This window comes from Sediminibacillus sp. JSM 1682029 (assembly GCF_041366435.1).
Lineage (GTDB): Bacteria > Bacillota > Bacilli > Bacillales > Amphibacillaceae > Sediminibacillus > Sediminibacillus terrae.
In genome coordinates this window covers 333,704-350,869 of the sequence record NZ_JBEWYY010000003.1, presented here as the reverse complement: position 1 = coordinate 350,869, position 17,166 = coordinate 333,704, and the positions used below count along the sequence as shown (strand labels likewise).

At 44.4% G+C, this 17,166-nt stretch carries 17 protein-coding genes; 5 read left to right on the top strand and 12 right to left on the bottom strand.

The window, feature by feature from the left end; genetic code table 11:
• Nucleotides 1-49: 49 nt before the first annotated feature.
• Both ABVF09_RS07920 and ABVF09_RS07915 read right to left on the bottom strand, forming a co-directional pair.
• Nucleotides 50-1,021: a substrate-binding domain-containing protein gene (locus ABVF09_RS07920; RefSeq protein ID WP_026570884.1), complete on the bottom strand. Its 972-nt coding sequence runs from the start codon at nucleotides 1,019-1,021 to the stop codon at nucleotides 50-52.
• A gap of 115 nt (nucleotides 1,022-1,136) precedes the next feature.
• Entirely contained in the window at nucleotides 1,137-2,126 is a 990-nt protein-coding gene (locus tag ABVF09_RS07915; protein WP_026570885.1) for a LacI family DNA-binding transcriptional regulator, read from the bottom strand.
• Nucleotides 2,127-2,302: 176 nt separating this feature from the next.
• Here ABVF09_RS07915 and ABVF09_RS07910 point away from each other — a divergent pair, with 176 nt between their 5' ends.
• The 3 genes from ABVF09_RS07910 to ABVF09_RS07900 all read left to right on the top strand — a co-directional run bounded on the left by ABVF09_RS07910 (nucleotide 2,303) and on the right by ABVF09_RS07900 (nucleotide 5,294).
• Nucleotides 2,303-3,271, top strand: a complete 969-nt coding sequence (locus ABVF09_RS07910) for a sugar phosphate isomerase/epimerase family protein (protein ID WP_371068934.1) — start codon at nucleotides 2,303-2,305, stop codon at nucleotides 3,269-3,271.
• Nucleotides 3,272-3,718: 447 nt separating this feature from the next.
• A complete protein-coding gene (locus tag ABVF09_RS07905; RefSeq protein ID WP_026771929.1) occupies nucleotides 3,719-4,654 on the top strand; it encodes an SGNH/GDSL hydrolase family protein in 936 nt (311 codons plus the stop codon).
• 25 nt (nucleotides 4,655-4,679) lie between these two features.
• Nucleotides 4,680-5,294, top strand: coding sequence for a YpmS family protein (locus ABVF09_RS07900; protein WP_026570888.1), 615 nt, complete (start codon nucleotides 4,680-4,682; stop codon nucleotides 5,292-5,294).
• Between the two features lie 36 nt (nucleotides 5,295-5,330).
• Here ABVF09_RS07900 and ABVF09_RS07895 read toward each other — a convergent pair whose 3' ends face one another.
• The 6 genes from ABVF09_RS07895 to ABVF09_RS07870 form a co-directional block, all read right to left on the bottom strand.
• Nucleotides 5,331-5,966 carry a response regulator gene (locus tag ABVF09_RS07895; RefSeq protein WP_026570889.1) on the bottom strand — a complete coding sequence of 212 codons (636 nt, stop codon included), beginning with the start codon at nucleotides 5,964-5,966 and terminating at the stop codon, nucleotides 5,331-5,333.
• Nucleotides 5,959-6,999 carry a sensor histidine kinase gene (locus ABVF09_RS07890; protein ID WP_026771930.1) on the bottom strand — a complete coding sequence of 347 codons (1,041 nt, stop codon included), beginning with the start codon at nucleotides 6,997-6,999 and terminating at the stop codon, nucleotides 5,959-5,961. The genes ABVF09_RS07895 and ABVF09_RS07890 overlap by 8 nt, the downstream gene beginning before the upstream one ends.
• Nucleotides 6,996-7,721 carry a cell wall-active antibiotics response protein LiaF gene (gene liaF / locus ABVF09_RS07885; protein ID WP_153463681.1) on the bottom strand — a complete coding sequence of 242 codons (726 nt, stop codon included), beginning with the start codon at nucleotides 7,719-7,721 and terminating at the stop codon, nucleotides 6,996-6,998. Before liaF ends, ABVF09_RS07890 begins: the two co-directional genes overlap by 4 nt.
• Nucleotides 7,722-7,743: 22 nt before the next feature.
• Complete coding sequence (locus ABVF09_RS07880; RefSeq protein WP_272914946.1) at nucleotides 7,744-7,869, bottom strand: hypothetical protein; 126 nt, start codon at nucleotides 7,867-7,869, stop codon at nucleotides 7,744-7,746.
• 152 nt (nucleotides 7,870-8,021) lie between these two features.
• Nucleotides 8,022-8,645, bottom strand: a complete 624-nt coding sequence (locus ABVF09_RS07875; protein ID WP_026570892.1) for a PspA/IM30 family protein — start codon at nucleotides 8,643-8,645, stop codon at nucleotides 8,022-8,024.
• Nucleotides 8,646-8,676: 31 nt separating this feature from the next.
• Nucleotides 8,677-9,009 carry a lmo0954 family membrane protein gene (locus tag ABVF09_RS07870; RefSeq protein ID WP_371068933.1) on the bottom strand — a complete coding sequence of 111 codons (333 nt, stop codon included), beginning with the start codon at nucleotides 9,007-9,009 and terminating at the stop codon, nucleotides 8,677-8,679.
• Nucleotides 9,010-9,233: 224 nt separating this feature from the next.
• Here ABVF09_RS07870 and ABVF09_RS07865 point away from each other — a divergent pair, with 224 nt between their 5' ends.
• Together ABVF09_RS07865 and ABVF09_RS07860 are read left to right on the top strand one after the other, a co-directional pair.
• Entirely contained in the window at nucleotides 9,234-10,214 is a 981-nt protein-coding gene (locus tag ABVF09_RS07865; protein WP_371068932.1) for a cation diffusion facilitator family transporter, read from the top strand.
• 453 nt (nucleotides 10,215-10,667) lie between these two features.
• Nucleotides 10,668-11,339: a DUF421 domain-containing protein gene (locus tag ABVF09_RS07860; RefSeq protein WP_371068931.1), complete on the top strand. Its 672-nt coding sequence runs from the start codon at nucleotides 10,668-10,670 to the stop codon at nucleotides 11,337-11,339.
• 105 nt (nucleotides 11,340-11,444) lie between these two features.
• Here ABVF09_RS07860 and ABVF09_RS07855 read toward each other — a convergent pair whose 3' ends face one another.
• The 4 genes from ABVF09_RS07855 to arsC form a co-directional block, all read right to left on the bottom strand.
• A complete protein-coding gene (locus ABVF09_RS07855; RefSeq protein WP_153463690.1) occupies nucleotides 11,445-13,094 on the bottom strand; it encodes a DUF2339 domain-containing protein in 1,650 nt (549 codons plus the stop codon).
• A 400-nt stretch (nucleotides 13,095-13,494) separates the two neighbouring features.
• Nucleotides 13,495-14,070, bottom strand: coding sequence for a hypothetical protein (locus tag ABVF09_RS07850; protein WP_026771932.1), 576 nt, complete (start codon nucleotides 14,068-14,070; stop codon nucleotides 13,495-13,497).
• Between the two features lie 182 nt (nucleotides 14,071-14,252).
• Nucleotides 14,253-16,430 (bottom strand): DNA topoisomerase III, encoded by a 2,178-nt coding sequence (locus ABVF09_RS07845; protein ID WP_371068930.1) that lies wholly within the window; start codon nucleotides 16,428-16,430, stop codon nucleotides 14,253-14,255.
• A gap of 303 nt (nucleotides 16,431-16,733) precedes the next feature.
• Nucleotides 16,734-17,153: an arsenate reductase (thioredoxin) gene (arsC, locus tag ABVF09_RS07840; RefSeq protein WP_153463696.1), complete on the bottom strand. Its 420-nt coding sequence runs from the start codon at nucleotides 17,151-17,153 to the stop codon at nucleotides 16,734-16,736.
• Nucleotides 17,154-17,166 lie beyond the last annotated feature (13 nt).

The following is a 17,166-nucleotide window of genomic DNA, read 5'->3' as shown; positions in this document are numbered from 1 at the left end:
TATCGATTGTATTCCCTTTTTCCGCGCCTTTCCTTACCCTTCTGTCAGCTCAATATTTGGAGTCTTCATTATAGAATTGATCCACATTCTCTTTGGTTACCTGGGTTGCCTCCTTGACCACCATTTCTTCTTCCGGCTCTTCCCCTTTTGCAAGGTCTGCTGCAATGGACACAGCATCCCGGACCATGGTCGGCGAATAGAGGAAGGTCGCCTTTATCAATCCATCCTCCTGCATATTCTCGAATACGGTTTTATTGCCGCCGGCTCCTGTGATAAATTGGATATCGTCCCGGCCCGCTTCCTTGATCGCCTGGAGAACACCTAACGCCATTTCATCGTCCTGGGTAAATACAGCATCTATTTGTGAATGCGCTTGCAAAATATTCTGCATGACTTCCAATGACGCTTCTTTCGAAAAGTCTCCATTTTGCGAAGCGATCACCTCTATGCCGTCTTCCCCATCCATCGCTTCCTGGAATCCGCTGCCTCGTTGATTTGTGACAGAACTCGGAGGACCGGTAATTTCGACCACTTTTCCATTCCCGTCCAATTGTTCTATAAAGTATTTTCCTGCATTGACCCCTATTCCTTCATTGTCGCCTTTCACCACGACAGTCGCAGCATCATTTTCAAGCTCCCTGTCAACGATTACCAACGGAATGCCTGCATCCTTCACTTTTTGACCGACAGGTGATAGTGCTGCAGATTCAATCGGCAGCATGACAATGACGTCCACTTCCTGGGAAATCAAATCTTCTACATCATTCGCCTGTTTGTTGGGATCCGCTGCATTGGTCATTACGTAGTCGATTCCTTCTGCTTCCTTTATTTCCTGTGCTTGTTTTTCCGCGTTGTCGATCAATGCTCCCATCCAGCCGTGTGTTGCCGATGGCAAGGATATACCAATTGTAAGATCGCCATCTTCTCCCGAAGCTTCTCCACCGCTTTCCTCACCGCTTCCACATGCTGCAAGTCCGCCTAAAACCAACATAGACAAAAACAAAACAAGTAGTTTTCTCACTTCTCCACCCCTTTTTTGTTATTGGAAGCTCGCTTTAATGTAATCGTTTACATATAAGGCCAGCACTCTGCTATCAAAATGGATTTGATACCACAGTGCCGGTCTTAGTTGCTGATTAACCTAGCGTAGACTCCCGAATGACTAATTCATGATCCAAAATGAGACTTTCCACTTCTTTTCCCTGGATTTTCTTGACCAGCATATCCGCAGCAGCTTTCCCCATTGCATACATCGGCTGCGAAATCGTTGTCAAGGCAGGATAGGTCATATTGGAAAAAGCAATCTTGTCGAACCCAATGATAGCGATGTCCTCGGGTACTTTCAGCCCTTGGTTGTGGATTTCCTTCAACGCACCGATTGCAAGTAAATCAGATACAGCAAAAATCGCTGTCGGACGTTCCTCCTGCGCAAGGATTTTTTTCATTGCCTGCTGGCCATAAGAAAAGTCCAACCCTTGTGTATGGACAATCAAACTGTCCTCTAGTTCCATCTTGTTTTCTTCTAATGCTTTCTGGTAACCAAGCTGACGCTGGCGGGCATAAAGGTATTTTTCGTCCGAATTTATCAAAGCGATGCGCTGATGTCCGATTCTTATCAAATGTTTCACCGCACGATAGGCTGCCTCTGCATTGTCTATGGTCACATATGGGATGCCACTGTCGACAGCATACTCGCTGCACTGGATGATCGCATGATTTTCGGCGAGCTGGATAAGAGTGTCGATGTTAACGGCAGGGTCCATGGAGATGATGCCATCGGCCATTTTTTTTCGGACCAGGTCAAAATAGATGTTCTCCCGTTCCACATTTGTATCGGTTTCACACAAAAGGATATTATAACCTAACTCAATCGCCGTGTTTTCAATGCCGTTGATGATTTCCGAGTAAAAAGGATTCGAGATATTCGGGATCAGGACAAGCAGCAGCCTGCTTTCTGAATTTCTCAAATTCCGGCCGAGAAGGCTGGGTTCATAGTTTAATTTTTTGATTGCATCTTCTACTTTTATTCTCGTCTTTGCCGTGACAGAATTTTGTCCATTTAAAACTCTGGAAACAGTCGCGACCGAGACTCCCGCTTGTTTGGCCACTTGGTGGATTGTTGCCATCTTTCCGAGTCCTTCTTTCTGCATTGCGTAATTTTTTGTAATCGTTTACAATACAAATAGTACTGTACGATTTCATTGCTGTCAACCGTTTCTTGGTAAATATCCCTATGGTTTATATTATGGATGTAATGGATTACAATCTGTATTTTCTAATAATGATAGAGGAGGGAAAGATGATGAAGTTAGGTGTTTTTACTGTTTTATGCGCTGACAAACCATTTGATGACATGCTCGACTATGTTTCTTCCAAGGGGCTGGAAGCAATTGAGCTAGGAACCGGAGGGTACCCCGGAAATGATCATTGTCCTATCGAGGAATTGATCGATCAGCAATCAGCCCAACAGGAAATGCTGAAAAAATTGACCGACAAAGGGATAATGATCAGTGCATTAAGCTGTCACTCCAACCCCCTGCATCCACAAGAAAAAGTTTCGGTTCCCGCTGACATATTACTGCGGAAAACCATTAAATTAGCCTCACAGTTAGGTGTGCAGGTTGTGAACACATTTTCCGGCTGTCCCGGAGATCACGAGGGTGCACTTTACCCTAATTGGCCGGTGGCAGCATGGCCGCACGACTATCAAGAAGTATTGGAATGGCAATGGCATGATAAACTGATTCCTTACTGGAAAGAAATAAACGATTATGCAGCCGCCTATGGCGTGAAAATCGGATTGGAATTGCATGGCGGGTTCTCCGTACATACGCCCGCCACCATGTTGAGGCTGCGTGAAGCCTGCGGTCCAGCAATCGGAGCAAATTTAGATCCAAGTCATATGTGGTGGCAGGGGATAGATCCTGTGGAAGCCATCAAAATACTCGGAGATGCTGGGGCCCTGCATCACTTTCATGCGAAAGATACCATCATTGATCAGCAGAATACGAACATGCATGGTTTGACCGACATGACTCCTTATTCAGAATTGCGGAGCAGAGCCTGGTATTTTCGCACGGTCGGCTATGGGCATGGACGTAAAGTCTGGTCCGATATTGTCAGCACCCTGCGGCTCGTCGGCTATGATTACGCGGTCAGTATCGAACATGAAGACGGACTGATGTCCATTGATGAAGGGTTCAGCAAAGCCATCGAGAACCTTCGGCCCATCATGCTGAAAGAACCTGTAGGGAACATGTGGTGGGCTTGAAACGCGCCTGCCAGACCGTTCACTTTTACATAAACCGGACACCAGCTTGTGGTCCGGTTTATGCTTTCTCCCTCCCTCGTTTTCCAATGATTCCCCATGAAAATAATTATCGCTGGTAACGCAAGACATGTTATCATATTGTATACTAATACTAACGATACATCGGCCTATGCCGTGGTTTTTCCGGTGACAGATGGAAGGCCGGAATCCCTCTGCCCAAGTTTTTGAAATCAAGCTAAAGGGAATATTCTTTTAGTGCGTGTTCACAATGGAAGGTGAGAAGGACCTAGAAGTTCAAGGCCGCGTGGACTTGTGCATCGGAACGTACACAATCGATACGTGCGAAGCGGAAAAGCAAGCCAACGAATAAATTTCAAGTATCCATTTCACCGGATATTAGACCCATTTCTTTTCATACGGATTTTCTATCAATTTCTATTAGGTGTGATGACGTTGCGTAATAAATACTCCAAGACTATCATCGGTGCCGTTTTATTGATTTTGCTACTGGCTATTGTCACCTTTCAGGCAATCCAGACATCTGAAAGCGACAATGCCGAAAAAAATTTCAGTCCTGAAACACAGGAAAAAGATCTGGAAGTGACTGAAGAAATACCAGATGATACAAAACTGCAAAAAGCCGAAGAGACAGAAGAAGAAGAACAGCCCTTGGCAGAAGATATCAAAGATAAGGTCAGCCAGGTGATCGAGAGCGCCCTCGGGTTATTTGTCAAAAAGGATCTGGACATTGTCGCAATCGGGGATTCGCTTACACAAGGGGTAGGTGATACTTCTCATAATGGCGGTTATGTTGGAATTCTGGGGAACACCTTGAACGATGACGGCCAACAAAAAGTGGACATCGTCAATTACGGTAAACGGGGAAACCGTTCCGACCAGCTGTTGAAACGGTTGGACCAGACTGAAATAAAGAATTCCATCGAAGAAGCCGATATCGTACTCGTCACCATCGGTGCGAATGATATCATGAAAGTAGTGAAAAACAACTTCACCAACCTGGAATACGAACCATTTGTGAAAGAACAGGCAAATTACATGGTGCGGCTTCGAAAAATATTTGATAAGATGTTGGAATTAAATCCTGATGCCACCATCTATTTAATCGGATTTTATAATCCATTCGAAAACTACTTCAGCGATGTCGAACAATTAGGGCAGATTATCGACGATTGGAACGGTACAGGAAGTACAGTGGCTCTGGAATATGAACAAGTCAACTATATTCCAACCAAGGATTTGTTTGCAAATACAGATCAAGATTTGCTTTACGAAGATAATTTCCATCCAAATAACACCGGATATAAATTAATAGCTGAACGGGTTCTTGAATATATCAGGCCGGAAATAGAACGTTCAGAATAAGCTTTAACAAGAGGGGAATAGAACAATGAGTGAAGAAAAATCGCAGAAACAGAGGAACTGGAAACGTTGGTTTCTTGTACTTGCAGGAATAAATATAGCTGTTATCCTGCTCCTTCTGTTTCTGATATTCATCCCTTCCTGGTCAAACCCGTCACTTGATTGGGAAGAGCTGGAACAAACACCGGGAGCTGAATTCACAGTCACTTCCAGCAAGCAAAACTTAAGTGAGCTGGTCAACGCCTATGTTGATCAAATGTTCAACGATACTACCGGAAAATATGAGGTATCCATGGAAGATGATGTGGAGTTTACCGGGTCACTCAAAGCCTTCAGTGCAGAAATCCCTTTTTCCATCCGGTTGGAGCCGATTGTCCAGGAAAACGGGGACCTCGTCCTCAAACAAAAAGACATTTCCCTGGGATTGCTGTATTTGCCCAAAAGAAAAGTGCTGGAATATCTGAATAAAAGCTATCCGACCCCTGATTGGGTGGTCGTCAATCCAGAAGAGGAAACGATTTACATTGCCATCACCCAAATGGAAATGAAGAGTAACTTCAAAGTCAAAGCGGAAAAATTCGATTTGGAGAATGATGATATTTCCTTCCGCATCAAGGTGCCTAATGAAACGCTGGGGCTTTGATGCCGCCTGTGGCAACCTTGTAAGGTTGGCCGCTTTTTATTCGGGAACAAGTCCCTGGCGATAGGCATACACCGCAGCCTGAGTGCGATCCTGTACCTCCAGCTTGCTTAAAATGTTACTGACGTGCACTTTTGCTGTTTTCAGGGCGATGAACAATTCGTCAGCAATTTCCTGATTGGTCTTTCCTTGTGCGACCAGTAACAGCACCTCCATCTCCCGAGCCGTCAAGCTTTCATGCGGAAGAGTCGTCCTTCTGTTTCTCATTTTTGCCATCACCTTATTGGTGACTTCTGGCTCGAATACCGCTTCTCCTTGGTATGTGGAACGGATTGCCTGTGCTATTTCACTGGCTTTAGATGTTTTTAACAAGTAACTGGAAGCACCCGCTTCTAGAGCAGGATACACTTTTTCATCGTCAATGAAACTGGTCACGACAATGATTTTCGCTTCCGGCCAGGCTTGGACAATCTTTTCTGTCGCTTCGATTCCATCCATCCCCTCCATGACCAGATCCATCAGAATAATATCCGGACGCAGCTCCAGCGCCAATTCAATCGCTTTTTTTCCATTATCGGCTTCGGCGATCACTTCGATATCCGGCTGGGTAGTCAAATAAGCACTTACCCCGATCCGGACCATTTCATGATCGTCGACAAACAATACCTTAATCATGTCCATCACCCTCTGACTTTATTACCGGCACTCTTACTTCCAATCTTGTCCCTCTATCCGGCAAACTAATGATTTTGATGGCAGCCCCCACTTCGGCCGCCCGTTCTTTCATATTCTGCAACCCATAAGATCCGGACTGGCTTTTTTCCACATGGAACCCCACCCCATCATCGATCACCCGTAAAATGACCTGGTCTCCGTTTTCAATGAGCAGAATATCCAGTGCGTGGGCTTTAGCATGGCGCAATGTATTGGACACTGACTCCTGCAAGATGCGAAAAAGATGATCTTCAATCCCTCTTTCAAGTTGTACGTCGTCCATTTTCCAGGAAATATCTATCGGGACCTTTTGTTTCAGCTCTCCCAGCAGCTGTTCGATTCCTTCCTGAAGAGATTTCCCTTTCAATGCGGCAGGCCGCAAGTGCAAGAGCAGCGCCCGCATTTCCAGCTGGGACTGCTGAACCATCGCTTCGATTTGTTCCAACTGCAAAGAGACTGCTTCATCGTTATTCAGTTCATTGAGCGCAGAAATCAACATCGAAGCAGCAAACAGCTCCTGACTGACGGAATCGTGCAGCTCTCTGGCCAATCGGTTTCTTTCCTCCGATATGACACGCTCGATTTCCTTCTCTTGGCTCTCCACCCGCTCGGTTGCCATTTTTTGAGCAAGTTTTGTCTGGTCGTAAATATAGGTTTGGAGTTTTGCAGCTTTCTCCTGTATGGCACGCACTTCAGCCAACGAAGCAGATTCCTCAAGAGTTCGCTTATAGTCCTGGTTTCTATCCAGCACCGTTTCCAATAAGCTTAATTGTTTTTTCCAAAAAAGTCCTTCCGCAATTCCGAAGCTGCCCCCTGCCGCCAATGTTATCACGATGATAAATACGGCAAACGGCAATTCCCATACTTTTCGTTGCCAAAGAGCCCCCCAGTCATCGAACGGAAAACCAATCCAGAATACGACCGAGAATACCACCAGCAAAACCAAAGCCGTCAACAAACCGACGACAAGCGAGCGTTGCACGACGTTTTTCATATGCGCTTCACCTCTATTTTGCCGGCCAGCATCGAAGTGACGATTTTCACCTTTTGTTTCGCCTGGTGGTAATTTTCGGTTTCGAGATGGATAACCTTGTTCCACATGTGATCTTCTGCGTAATCAAGAATCTCGGCGGTTCCCAACAAGGTGGAATGGCTGATGCTTATTTCTATTTCATAAGGGACAAGTATCTCGATGTTGCCGAAGAGATTGCGGATTAAAACGACCGACTCCCCTTTTGGCAGCACCGTATTATTCATATCGATAATCGAATCGCCGATACCTGTCTGAATATTGATATCCTGCCATTCGTATGCCCCTGTGCTGGTTTTTTGGCGGCCGAACCATTTATTGGTGAACATCGCCGGACGCTGGACAGTCTCTCCATTCGTGCCATTCTCCCCAAATTGCGGCTGATAGTACACCGGTTGTTTTTTGGAATGATACCATTTGAGCACAAAATAAGCGACGATGGTTAATAGTAAGAATTTGAAGGCGACCGTGTTGAGAATCATGATGATCAGTCCGACCAAGCCTGCCCAAAACACGAGTCTTCCCCAAGATTTGTCAATCCGCTTCCGACCATAGTAAATGGCCGCACTGTAAAGGAAAATAAAGAAGAGAAGCCAAGGTCCATCAAAAAGCAATTCAAACACAAAAATGACGACCGTAATTAGCAAGATCATATCGATGAGGTCTGTATTTTTACGATTAAACATAAGGCTGCTCCTCTTTTTCTAATTAGCTGTCCCAATAGACGGCGATCCCGTTACGGAGATGCTCCTCGCTCATTCGCTGACTGCTATCTCCAAAAGCTGCGCATACAACTTGTTTGCGCAGCTTTTGGAAATTCATTAAAAACGCCATGTATTTCCTTCATCAGCTAAACGATGGGGCACTTCGATCATACAGCCAATTCCCAAAACATGAAGGCGTACGACTAGTACGCCATCCAGTTTTTATCAGCTAGTACGTTCCCTTCTAGATTACCAGAACTCATATGCGAGGAGAAGCGCTAATTATTCCGCTCTTTTTTCTAATTCAGCGATGCGGGCGTCCAGTGTATAGCTTCGGTATTCAGCGTTCACCTGGTTTTCCAGACGCTCGATGTAATCTTCCATTTCAGCAAAGGTTGCATTGCTTTGATCGGCAAAACGATCAGTGTGGAGCACATTATTCATCCCTTTGTGAGCTTGCGCTGCGTTCTCCCGTCCCTTCAACTCCATCCTTTTTACATAGAGATCCTTCAGCTTATGCTTCATCTCTACATATTTGCTTTCCAGGGATTCCAGTTCCTTGATGGCGTTTCGTTTGATGGATTCCAGCTTATCCGCCCGTTCCTCAAAATACACCTGATCCTTATGGGCTTGTTCATGCAGTTCCTGTTCATTTGCCTTCAAGGCAATTTCAGCCTGTCGCTTACGCTTGTCCGCCATAGCGGCGGCCTGATGGAATTCTCTGGTGAACTCCTGCTTGAGGGCATATTGCTTTTCCATGAGGCCCCTGATTTTCTTCACTTCCTGTTCACAGCGGCGTACATATTGATTGATTTGTGCGATCGGATTTTTTCGCTCCTTTTGATCAAGCATCTCATTAAAATCGGCTGAAATCGTGTCCTTAATTCTCGTAAATAAATTACTCATTTTTCATCCAACTCCTCTTCTATGTTTTGTTCTACCAGGATCCTTTTGCGTTTTCGTTAAAGAGACCATCATCCAGAGAACTGGTTTCGTGTCTGTCTTTTTTCCACACCTTATAGGTATAGTACAAAACGACGAAAGCAGCTACTCCAATCAATGCAGGGAGGTTTGTCAAGGAAATCGAAAGACCGATCAGAATGGCGATTGCCCAAAGCGCCTTCTGGCCGATTGTATCCGCAAGAACGAACTTTTTCACTGCATAGTAAGAAACAACCAGACTGACAGCCAGTAAAATCATCGGTCCAAGATTGGCCAGGACGAGGATGACTGCTGTCACACCAAGTAATAGCAACAGGAATGTTTTCATGTCGATATCCTCCTTTCTTGTCTCTATCTTAAAGGGAATCATGAGTGAATATAACGACCTGGAGCTATAACTTTCACTAAGCCTGAAGGCTTATCCCAGGCAATTGATTTAAAAAATCGTGAACAAGGCGTTTCGTTTCCACCAAACAGAGGCAATATAAAAAAGCGTACTTATTTATCGATGCTATATAATTACCTGCAAGCTACGGGAAGGAAGGATAACAAATGAAAGAATTGTGGAGTCTGCTCAAACAAGGAACGAAATCTTCTTTGTGGGCGGCGACAATCAACATTGTCGTCGGAATTATCAAAACTATCGCCTACTTCATCACAGGGAACGTAGCCATGTTTGCGGAAATGATGCACAGTTATGCAGATGCGGCCAACCAATTGTTCGTATTCACCGGTTCGGCATTAAGTAAAAAATCGCCGACAGAACGGTTTCCGAATGGATTCGGTCGTCTGGTGAACCTAGTCCTTCTCGGAGCCGTTTTGATTGTCGGGATTCTCGCTTATGAGACGATAAAAGAGGGGATCCATCATATTTTTCAACCGGAAGGACATGAAGGCTGGTTTTGGCTCAACATAGGTGTACTGGGAGTATCATTTCTTCTGGAAGGATTTGTCCTGACGAAAGCAATGAAGGAAATAACCGAGCATGTTGCCGATGAGGAAAAGAAAGGGTTGAAGCTAGTTACGCAAAGCTTTAAACATGCCAAGGAGGCAAACCCAGCGACAAAACTTGTATTTTTAGAGGACCTGGTTGCGACACTGGGTGCACTGATTGCCATGATTGCCATCGCTCTTTCCAGCTATACGCCTTTTCACAGTGCCACTGGCTATGCTTCTGTCATTATCGGCCTGTTATTGTTTATCGTGGTCGGAAGGATTTTCCTCGATAACGCCGCAGGGGCGCTGGGAATCACTGTACCTGAAATGGAAAACGCGATTGGCAACCTGGCTATAAAGGAAGCGATGGTCAAAGACATCAAACGCCTTCATGTCATCAAAGAAGGCGACCAGCGCCACGTCGAGTTGAAAATTGAAGTAGACCCCAAAGTGACCATAGCCGAAGCTGATGACATGCGGGATCGTCTCGAAAAAAATATCATGTCCCAAAAAGGGGTCACAGACGTAATTATCGAATTTGATGAAGACGACCAGGTTCCGAGCTGGTCCAGAACATCTGAAAAAGAAAACGAATAATCCAGGATATGGCACAAAATCACTTTTAAATTCTTAGGAAAGACTTCCTTTTATGCTGTTGTCGAGTGCTTCGCATGCCACGGCAAGAAATTGCGCTTTTCACGGACATGGGATTCAACTTGCCCGGGAAAAGCGAAGCCCCTTGCCGCAGCGGTTGCAAACGCAGCCAAAATGAGAAGAAATGAAAGGAAGTCCATTTAAAAAGAATTCTCCTTTTCTTCATGGCTTATCCAACCGACCCTATAGTAGTTCCTTTCATACCAGCTAACCCGCTGTTTTCCGTTTGTTTTTTTTCCGTTCCTCGTTTCCTGTAAAAGAAGGCTAACAAAGTTTGAAATAAAAGTATGAGGGAAAAAGGAAACAATTACGGTAATAATAACAAGAATGCTGTAAGCGTTTTCTAACCTAGGGACTGGCCAATGGATATCTAAAGAATAGAAAGGGGGGAGTCTAATGTTTTTATCAATTATTTTTAAACTGTTGATCGGTTTGATTGGCATTGTAGCAATCACCAGATTTTTAGGGAAAAAGGAATTGTCGCAAGTTACCCCACTAGATTTTGTATATGTTTTGATTTTAGGCGGAATCATCGAGGAAGCAATTTATGATCAAAACACTAAATTTTATCACGTGCTATTTGCTTTATTCCTTTGGGGATTCTTAATATGGGGAGTTGAAAAAATAACGCAAAAATTCGAAACCCTGCGTACGATCATGAAAGGAAAAAATGTTGTACTCATTGAAGATGGAAAAGTGAATGTAAAAACAATCAAAGAAAACAAATTAGAAATTGAAGAAATCCGCACCTTATTGCGTATGAAAGGTATCTTTTCTATTAATCAAGTTCAATTTGCCATTTTGGAAACCAGCGGCATGATTAGTGTAATAGAGCAAGCAAAAAATGAACCAGTTACAAAAAAAGAGTTACTCGAGGACTATACAGAAAACGCTCCTTCTTATTTGTTGATCGAGGAAAAAGAAATCAAGGAAGACAATCTAAAGAAAATGGGTAAAGAGAAAGATTGGATTTTGAGCGAAATCAAAAAGAAGGGGTATCAATTAAACGATATTTATTTTGCTGAATGGAATAAAAAAGAGGGGCTTTTCATCCAAGTGTACCAATAGGAGATGAATCAAAAGCATAATAACAGATAAAAGGTAACAAACACCTCTTTGGAACAGCATTTGCTACCTCTTGCCTGTTACTTAACTTTCTATGGAAAATCCCGTTCATTTGCGTTTTTCTTGATTATTGTAAAAAATCTTCGATATAAACAAACCAATGACACCGAGCGTGATGAATAAAACCGCCCGCCAAACGATATCGATCGTCGTTAGGTCATAGAGGATGATTTTCGCCAGGGTAACCAGCAGGAACGTTAACCCCAGATACTGCCAGTGCTTTTCCTTAAAAAAACTGTATGCGCCATACATCAGCGCAACGAATATCATCCAGGAAATCGACAGTGCAATATCAAAATCCAGCGCCTTGCGGAATGTCAGCAAATCGGCTATTTCACCAAAAAAGTAGAGAAGCAAACCAGCAATGACGTATGGCGCCGCTATGCCCACCAATGACGGCTTTAACACGACCGCTTTCTCCTTGAAGCAATAAATCACGAGGAAAAAGCCGATCAGCAGCAGCCAGCAAAGAACTTCGGTTGTCGACAGGTCCCTTCCCGGGTAAAAAGTCAATTGGCTGAGCACCGGAAATAAAAGGAATAAGCTTGCGAGAGTTCCCAATAAGCTATCCCTCTTTTGAGAAAGATAATAGACTATAGCTGCCTGGATGATATAAACAAGTATCTGCACATACACGGTTTCTCCCAAGGCTTTGTCGATGATCAAAAACAGATAGAACATCGAGAAGACGAAGAACGTATTTTTCAATACAGCGTGGGATTCACTTTTCATGACGCTCAATCCACCGTATAGGACCGCCGTAACGATATAAAAGCTGTATAGCTGATAGTCATGTTGTCCGAACACATCCCACCCTATCAAGTAAAGGATTAAAGCTCCTGCAGAAATCGCCGGAATATACATTTCCTTGCTTGCTGTGTGATGAATCCGGAAGGTCAGATAAATGATCAACAGTTGCTGGACAACCAGTGCAGAAAAAGTGACAATGGTTGTCGTCCCCATCCCGGCAAAAGCAAAAAACACCACGGCAAACAAAAATGCATAGTTGGCAATGTTCCAAGTTACCTTATATTGCTTATAAATCGATTCCAATACCAAGCCGGCAAAAATCACCGTCTCATACAAGTAAAACACCGTTTCTGTTCCCCTGTCGCCAGCAAATAAAAAGGGATAAAGGTAAGCACCCAGACCGATGATGGCAAGCAGACTTTGAGAAGCAAATTTCCTCGACATCCAAACCCCTGCCATCATTCCTGCTGTCAATAGAATCAAGGTGATTGCGTAAGGAATGAGCTGGTACAAAACATTCCCGGCAAACACCGAAGCAATGTACACAACGATACTGCCGCCAAGCAGGACGATACTGAGTGCGCTTGGGTTTTTGCGAAACTGCATGTGTCCCGATCCATACAGCAATCCAGAGACAACAAATCCAGCCAATACCCGGATCGGCGGGCTGAGAATTCCTCTGTCCATTGCAGCAATGAAAGCCCAGATGATGCCGAGAACGAATACCAAAATGAATACACGCGGCAGCCAATCACTGATGATTTGCTCCAAGGTTTTCGGCTCTTTTTCCGTGACTGACGGGTGCTTCTCTGCCATGGCGGGTTGCTTTTCGATTAGGCCTGTATCGACTTCTCCTTGTTTCAAACTCCTTAATTCTTTTTTCACTTCCACTAACTCCGCCTCGATACGACGGACTTTTTCTTCAAGTTGATAAGCACGGTCATTCATGTTATTTCTCCTTTTCCATCCAATAAATGGGTTCCACTCTTATAATTCAGGATATGCAGCGAAATTCCTTCCTATCTTTAAATAATGTGCTCTCCCTGCTGAACCTCTGCAGTTCGCCTGAATCATTTTAAGCTCCATCGGCCAGATAAAGGAGTGCTCCTCATCGTTACAGCAATATACTTCGCTTCTTTGCTGAATGGAAAGCGTGCTGTCTTTCCGGGGTGGTGTTTTTCTACCTTTTTATGAAAAGGGCAGAACGGTTTATCATCCGTCAATCCCGTTTACATGCAAAAAAACCGAGCAGGTTCGACTGCCTTGGCAACGAACCTTCGTCCGGTTTTCAGATGTGTCATGCTTTGAAGACGTTCTATGCTTCAAAAAATTAGTAGGGACAGTTTTTTTATGCAGTACTCTTTTTCGTCCCCATCTGTTTCTGCTTCGTTTCCTCGATATAGAAAGGGTAATCGGTTAATTTCCCTCTGAAGATTAACTGAAGTTCATGCCATGAGCGGATATCCTGCGGTTTGGTGAGACATGGCGGTTTTTCATGCAGATAGCATCCGCACTCGGAAAGCAGTGTTGCTACGAACTGTGAACAAAAGAAGGCATTTTTTCGCTGCAATTCCCGTTTCAACGGCACAAGGAACAAACCGATAAAATTGTATCGATAGTTTGCTTTGTCTTCTTCCATGGCTCTTATCCGTTCCTTCATTTGCTGATATTCGTCATTGCTGACAGATAAGCGGTAAACCGCTCCTTTGCTGTTGTGAAAAAAAGCAGTCCGGATATCTTCTTTGACAAAGCCGCCGATAAACGGGTTGCGCGGATTCTTTCTTCCAAAACTATAGAGCTCCCTCAAATCATAATCAAAGGCAATCGACACATGGTTCATGCTCGACTTCGTCCAAAGATTGATAACCCGGCCCAAAACGGTGCCGGTATCTGAAAAAACCAAAAAAACCTGCTTGGTTTGCATGTCCATTCCCCCATCGAAACTATCGCGCTTTCTCTTTTTTAAAAGGGCGTATTACTCTTTAATATAGGGGAAAGCAAATTTTTTAGCAATAGACCTGTCAGAAAATTTACATTGCTGGCAACCCCTTCGTTCATGCTATAGAAAAGACCTCCGGCAAAACAGCCGGAGGTCTACCTTATCGCTTATTTGTTTTTCAGTTTTGACAATGCTTCGGCAAGCGCCGGATTGGTGAACTCTTCATTTTGTTTCTTCATATACTTGTTCACATCTTTTTTCGACACTTTACTCTGCTTCTCTTTTTTCTTCCGTTCATTGAACGTCGACAGTTTTTCACGGTGACCGCAGCTGCAGGTGAACATCTGCCCTTCTCCTTCACCGCGCAATTCCAATCGTTTGTGACAATTCGGGCATCTCGCATTGGTCTTTTTGGCGATGTTCTTCTTGCTCCCGCAAGAACGATCCTGACAGACAAGCATCCTGCCTTTTTTCCCGTTGACTTCCAGCATCAGTTTACCGCATTCCGGACACTTGGTACCGGTCATATTATCATGCTTGAAGGTTGCATCGCTGTGTTTGATTTCCTGTACGACTTGCTTCGCATATCCCTTCATTTCTTGGATGAAGGCAGCCTTACTGCGCTTTCCATCCGCTATTTCTCCAAGCTTCTGTTCCCATTCCGCAGTCAAAGCGGGTGACCTAAGGTCTTCTGGTACAAGGTCAAGTAGTTGGCGGCCTTTGGAAGTAATCAAAATATGCTTGCCTTTCTTCTCCATATAAAAGCTGTTGAACAGCTTTTCGATAATATCCGCGCGGGTGGCGACGGTCCCTAATCCACCTGTCTGGTTGATGGTTTTGGCCAGGTGTTTGTCATCCTTGGCCATATAGCGGACTGGATTTTCCATCGCTTGCAGGAGGTTCCCCTCGGTAAACCGTTCCGGCGGCTTTGTTTTACCGTTCGTTAACGAGATTTTCAGTTCTGTGAATGTATCGCCGGCCTCGATATTCGGCAGCTTCTGGTCTTCATCCTGATCGTTTTCATCCTGATAGCGATGGTCATAAACTTCCTTCCAGCCTTGCTTACTGATTCTCTTGCCGCTTGCAGTAAAGATATGGCCGCCAATCTCTGCAGTAATCTTCGTCTGTTCGTATTCATGCGGCGGGTACAAAACAGCAAGGAACCGTTTGACGACGAGGTCATAAATTTTTCGTTCCTTGTCGTTTAATTCCGCCAATAGGACGGTTTGTTCGGTCGGGATGATGGCATGGTGGTCGGAAACTTTGTTGTTGTCCACGACAGATTTTCCGAGTTTGATGTCCCGTTGGCTGATTTTATTGGCCAGCTTGGCATATTCATCGACTCCGCATGCTTTCACCCTGTCCTTTATGGTTGGAACGATATCAGTGGACAAATAACGGGAATCGGTTCGTGGATACGTCAGAACTTTGTGTTGTTCATACAGTTTCTGCATGAGCGACAACGTCTGTTTTCCGGAAAAACCGAAAATCTGGTTCGCGTCCCGCTGCAGTTCAGTCAAGTCATACAGCTGCGGTGCAAAAGTTTTTTTCTGCTTTTTATCGGCTTTCGTCACTTTTGCCGGCTTCCCTTTGATACTGTTAAGGATTTGCTCAGCTTTCTGCTTGGAAAAAGTCCGATTGTTATGCTTCTCATCCTGCCAGGTCAACGTAAATCCTTTGTTTGTTTTTGCCTGGACTCCATAGTATTCCTGTGGCTTGAATTCCTTGATTTCTTTCTCCCTTGCGGCAATCATCGCAAGGGTCGGTGTTTGTACACGACCGCTCGACAACTGGGCATTGAATTTGGTCGTCAATGCTCTGGTGGCGTTCAAACCGACATACCAGTCCGCTTCCGAGCGTGCTACAGCCGCATCGTACAGGTGTTCATACTGCTTACCTGGTTTCAATTGCTTAAACCCGTCTTTGATCGCTTTGTCGGTGACGGAAGAAATCCAAAGCCGTTTGACCGGTTTTTTGACACGTGCTTTTTCAATGATCCAACGCGCTACCAGCTCTCCTTCACGTCCGGCATCGGTAGCGATGACGATTTGATTTACATCATTACGGTTCAATTGTGTTTTCACCGTGTTGAACTGCTTGCCCGTCTTCTTGATGACAACAAGCTTCAGGCGATCCGGCAGCATCGGCAGATCTTCCATCCGCCATGTTTTATATTTTTCATCATACAATTCCGGGTCCGCCAAAGTCACTAGATGACCGAGTGCCCATGTTACAATATATTGTGAACCTTCAAAGAAGCCGTTGCCTTGTTTATGACAATTAAGCACCCTGGCAATATCTCTTCCTACTGAAGGTTTTTCTGCTAATACTACAGTTTTACTCATCAAAACAAATCCTTTCTGGATAATGCTCTTCTTAACTTTAACACATTTTGACTTTTGGCAGAATAGATCTTCCTTGTGTTTGAAAGGAAATAAAAAGGATCAACTCCTTAGCTGGATTCCTTTTACCATGTGGAAATAAGTGCTTCGTATCGACTGTTCATTAGAAAAGCGCGGCAAGTACTAAACAAAAGGATAATAAGAAAACATACAAATAAAACCGAACGAATTTGATTGGCATTTAGAATTCGCTCGGTTTTTACTTTGGTGGCCATGCTATTGTCCCAGTTTCTTTTAGATCGGTTTTTATTCTCCCGTTTCGGCAAAGCGTCGAATGCGTTCACCGATTTGGTCACGTACACGTTGGAACACTTGCCATTTTTCTTCATCTGTACCTTTTGCTTTTGCCGGGTCATCGAAACCCCAGTGTTCCCTTTTCACCTGAGGGGGTGTCATCGGACATTTATCTGCTGCATCTCCGCATAGCGTAACTACCAAGTCCGCAGTGTTTAGAATGTCGGAATCGATAATATCTGAAGTTTGGTCTGAAATATCGATAGCAACCTCGTTCATTGCCTTCACCGCATTGGGATTCAGCCCGTGAGCCTCGATTCCGGCACTTTTGACATCCCATTCGTCTCCAAGATACTTTTTTCCCCAGCCCTCGGCCATTTGACTTCTGCAGGAATTACCCGTACATAAAAAGTAAAGTGTTTTCTTATCCATGTTATCCATCTCC

Coding starts and splice junctions, on each gene's coding strand:
- ABVF09_RS07915 (WP_026570885.1), bottom strand. CDS start 2,126: ATGGCAACAATCCACCAAGTGGCCAAACAAGCGGGAGTCTCGGTCGCG.
- ABVF09_RS07910 (WP_371068934.1), top strand. CDS start 2,303: ATGAAGTTAGGTGTTTTTACTGTTTTATGCGCTGACAAACCATTTGAT.
- ABVF09_RS07905 (WP_026771929.1), top strand. CDS start 3,719: ATGACGTTGCGTAATAAATACTCCAAGACTATCATCGGTGCCGTTTTA.
- ABVF09_RS07900 (WP_026570888.1), top strand. CDS start 4,680: ATGAGTGAAGAAAAATCGCAGAAACAGAGGAACTGGAAACGTTGGTTT.
- ABVF09_RS07895 (WP_026570889.1), bottom strand. CDS start 5,966: ATGATTAAGGTATTGTTTGTCGACGATCATGAAATGGTCCGGATCGGG.
- ABVF09_RS07890 (WP_026771930.1), bottom strand. CDS start 6,999: ATGAAAAACGTCGTGCAACGCTCGCTTGTCGTCGGTTTGTTGACGGCT.
- liaF (WP_153463681.1), bottom strand. CDS start 7,721: ATGTTTAATCGTAAAAATACAGACCTCATCGATATGATCTTGCTAATT.
- ABVF09_RS07880 (WP_272914946.1), bottom strand. CDS start 7,869: ATGGCGTTTTTAATGAATTTCCAAAAGCTGCGCAAACAAGTTGTATGC.
- ABVF09_RS07875 (WP_026570892.1), bottom strand. CDS start 8,645: ATGAGTAATTTATTTACGAGAATTAAGGACACGATTTCAGCCGATTTT.
- ABVF09_RS07870 (WP_371068933.1), bottom strand. CDS start 9,009: ATGAAAACATTCCTGTTGCTATTACTTGGTGTGACAGCAGTCATCCTC.
- ABVF09_RS07865 (WP_371068932.1), top strand. CDS start 9,234: ATGAAAGAATTGTGGAGTCTGCTCAAACAAGGAACGAAATCTTCTTTG.
- ABVF09_RS07860 (WP_371068931.1), top strand. CDS start 10,668: ATGTTTTTATCAATTATTTTTAAACTGTTGATCGGTTTGATTGGCATT.
- ABVF09_RS07855 (WP_153463690.1), bottom strand. CDS start 13,094: ATGAATGACCGTGCTTATCAACTTGAAGAAAAAGTCCGTCGTATCGAG.
- ABVF09_RS07850 (WP_026771932.1), bottom strand. CDS start 14,070: ATGCAAACCAAGCAGGTTTTTTTGGTTTTTTCAGATACCGGCACCGTT.
- ABVF09_RS07845 (WP_371068930.1), bottom strand. CDS start 16,430: ATGAGTAAAACTGTAGTATTAGCAGAAAAACCTTCAGTAGGAAGAGAT.
- arsC (WP_153463696.1), bottom strand. CDS start 17,153: ATGGATAAGAAAACACTTTACTTTTTATGTACGGGTAATTCCTGCAGA.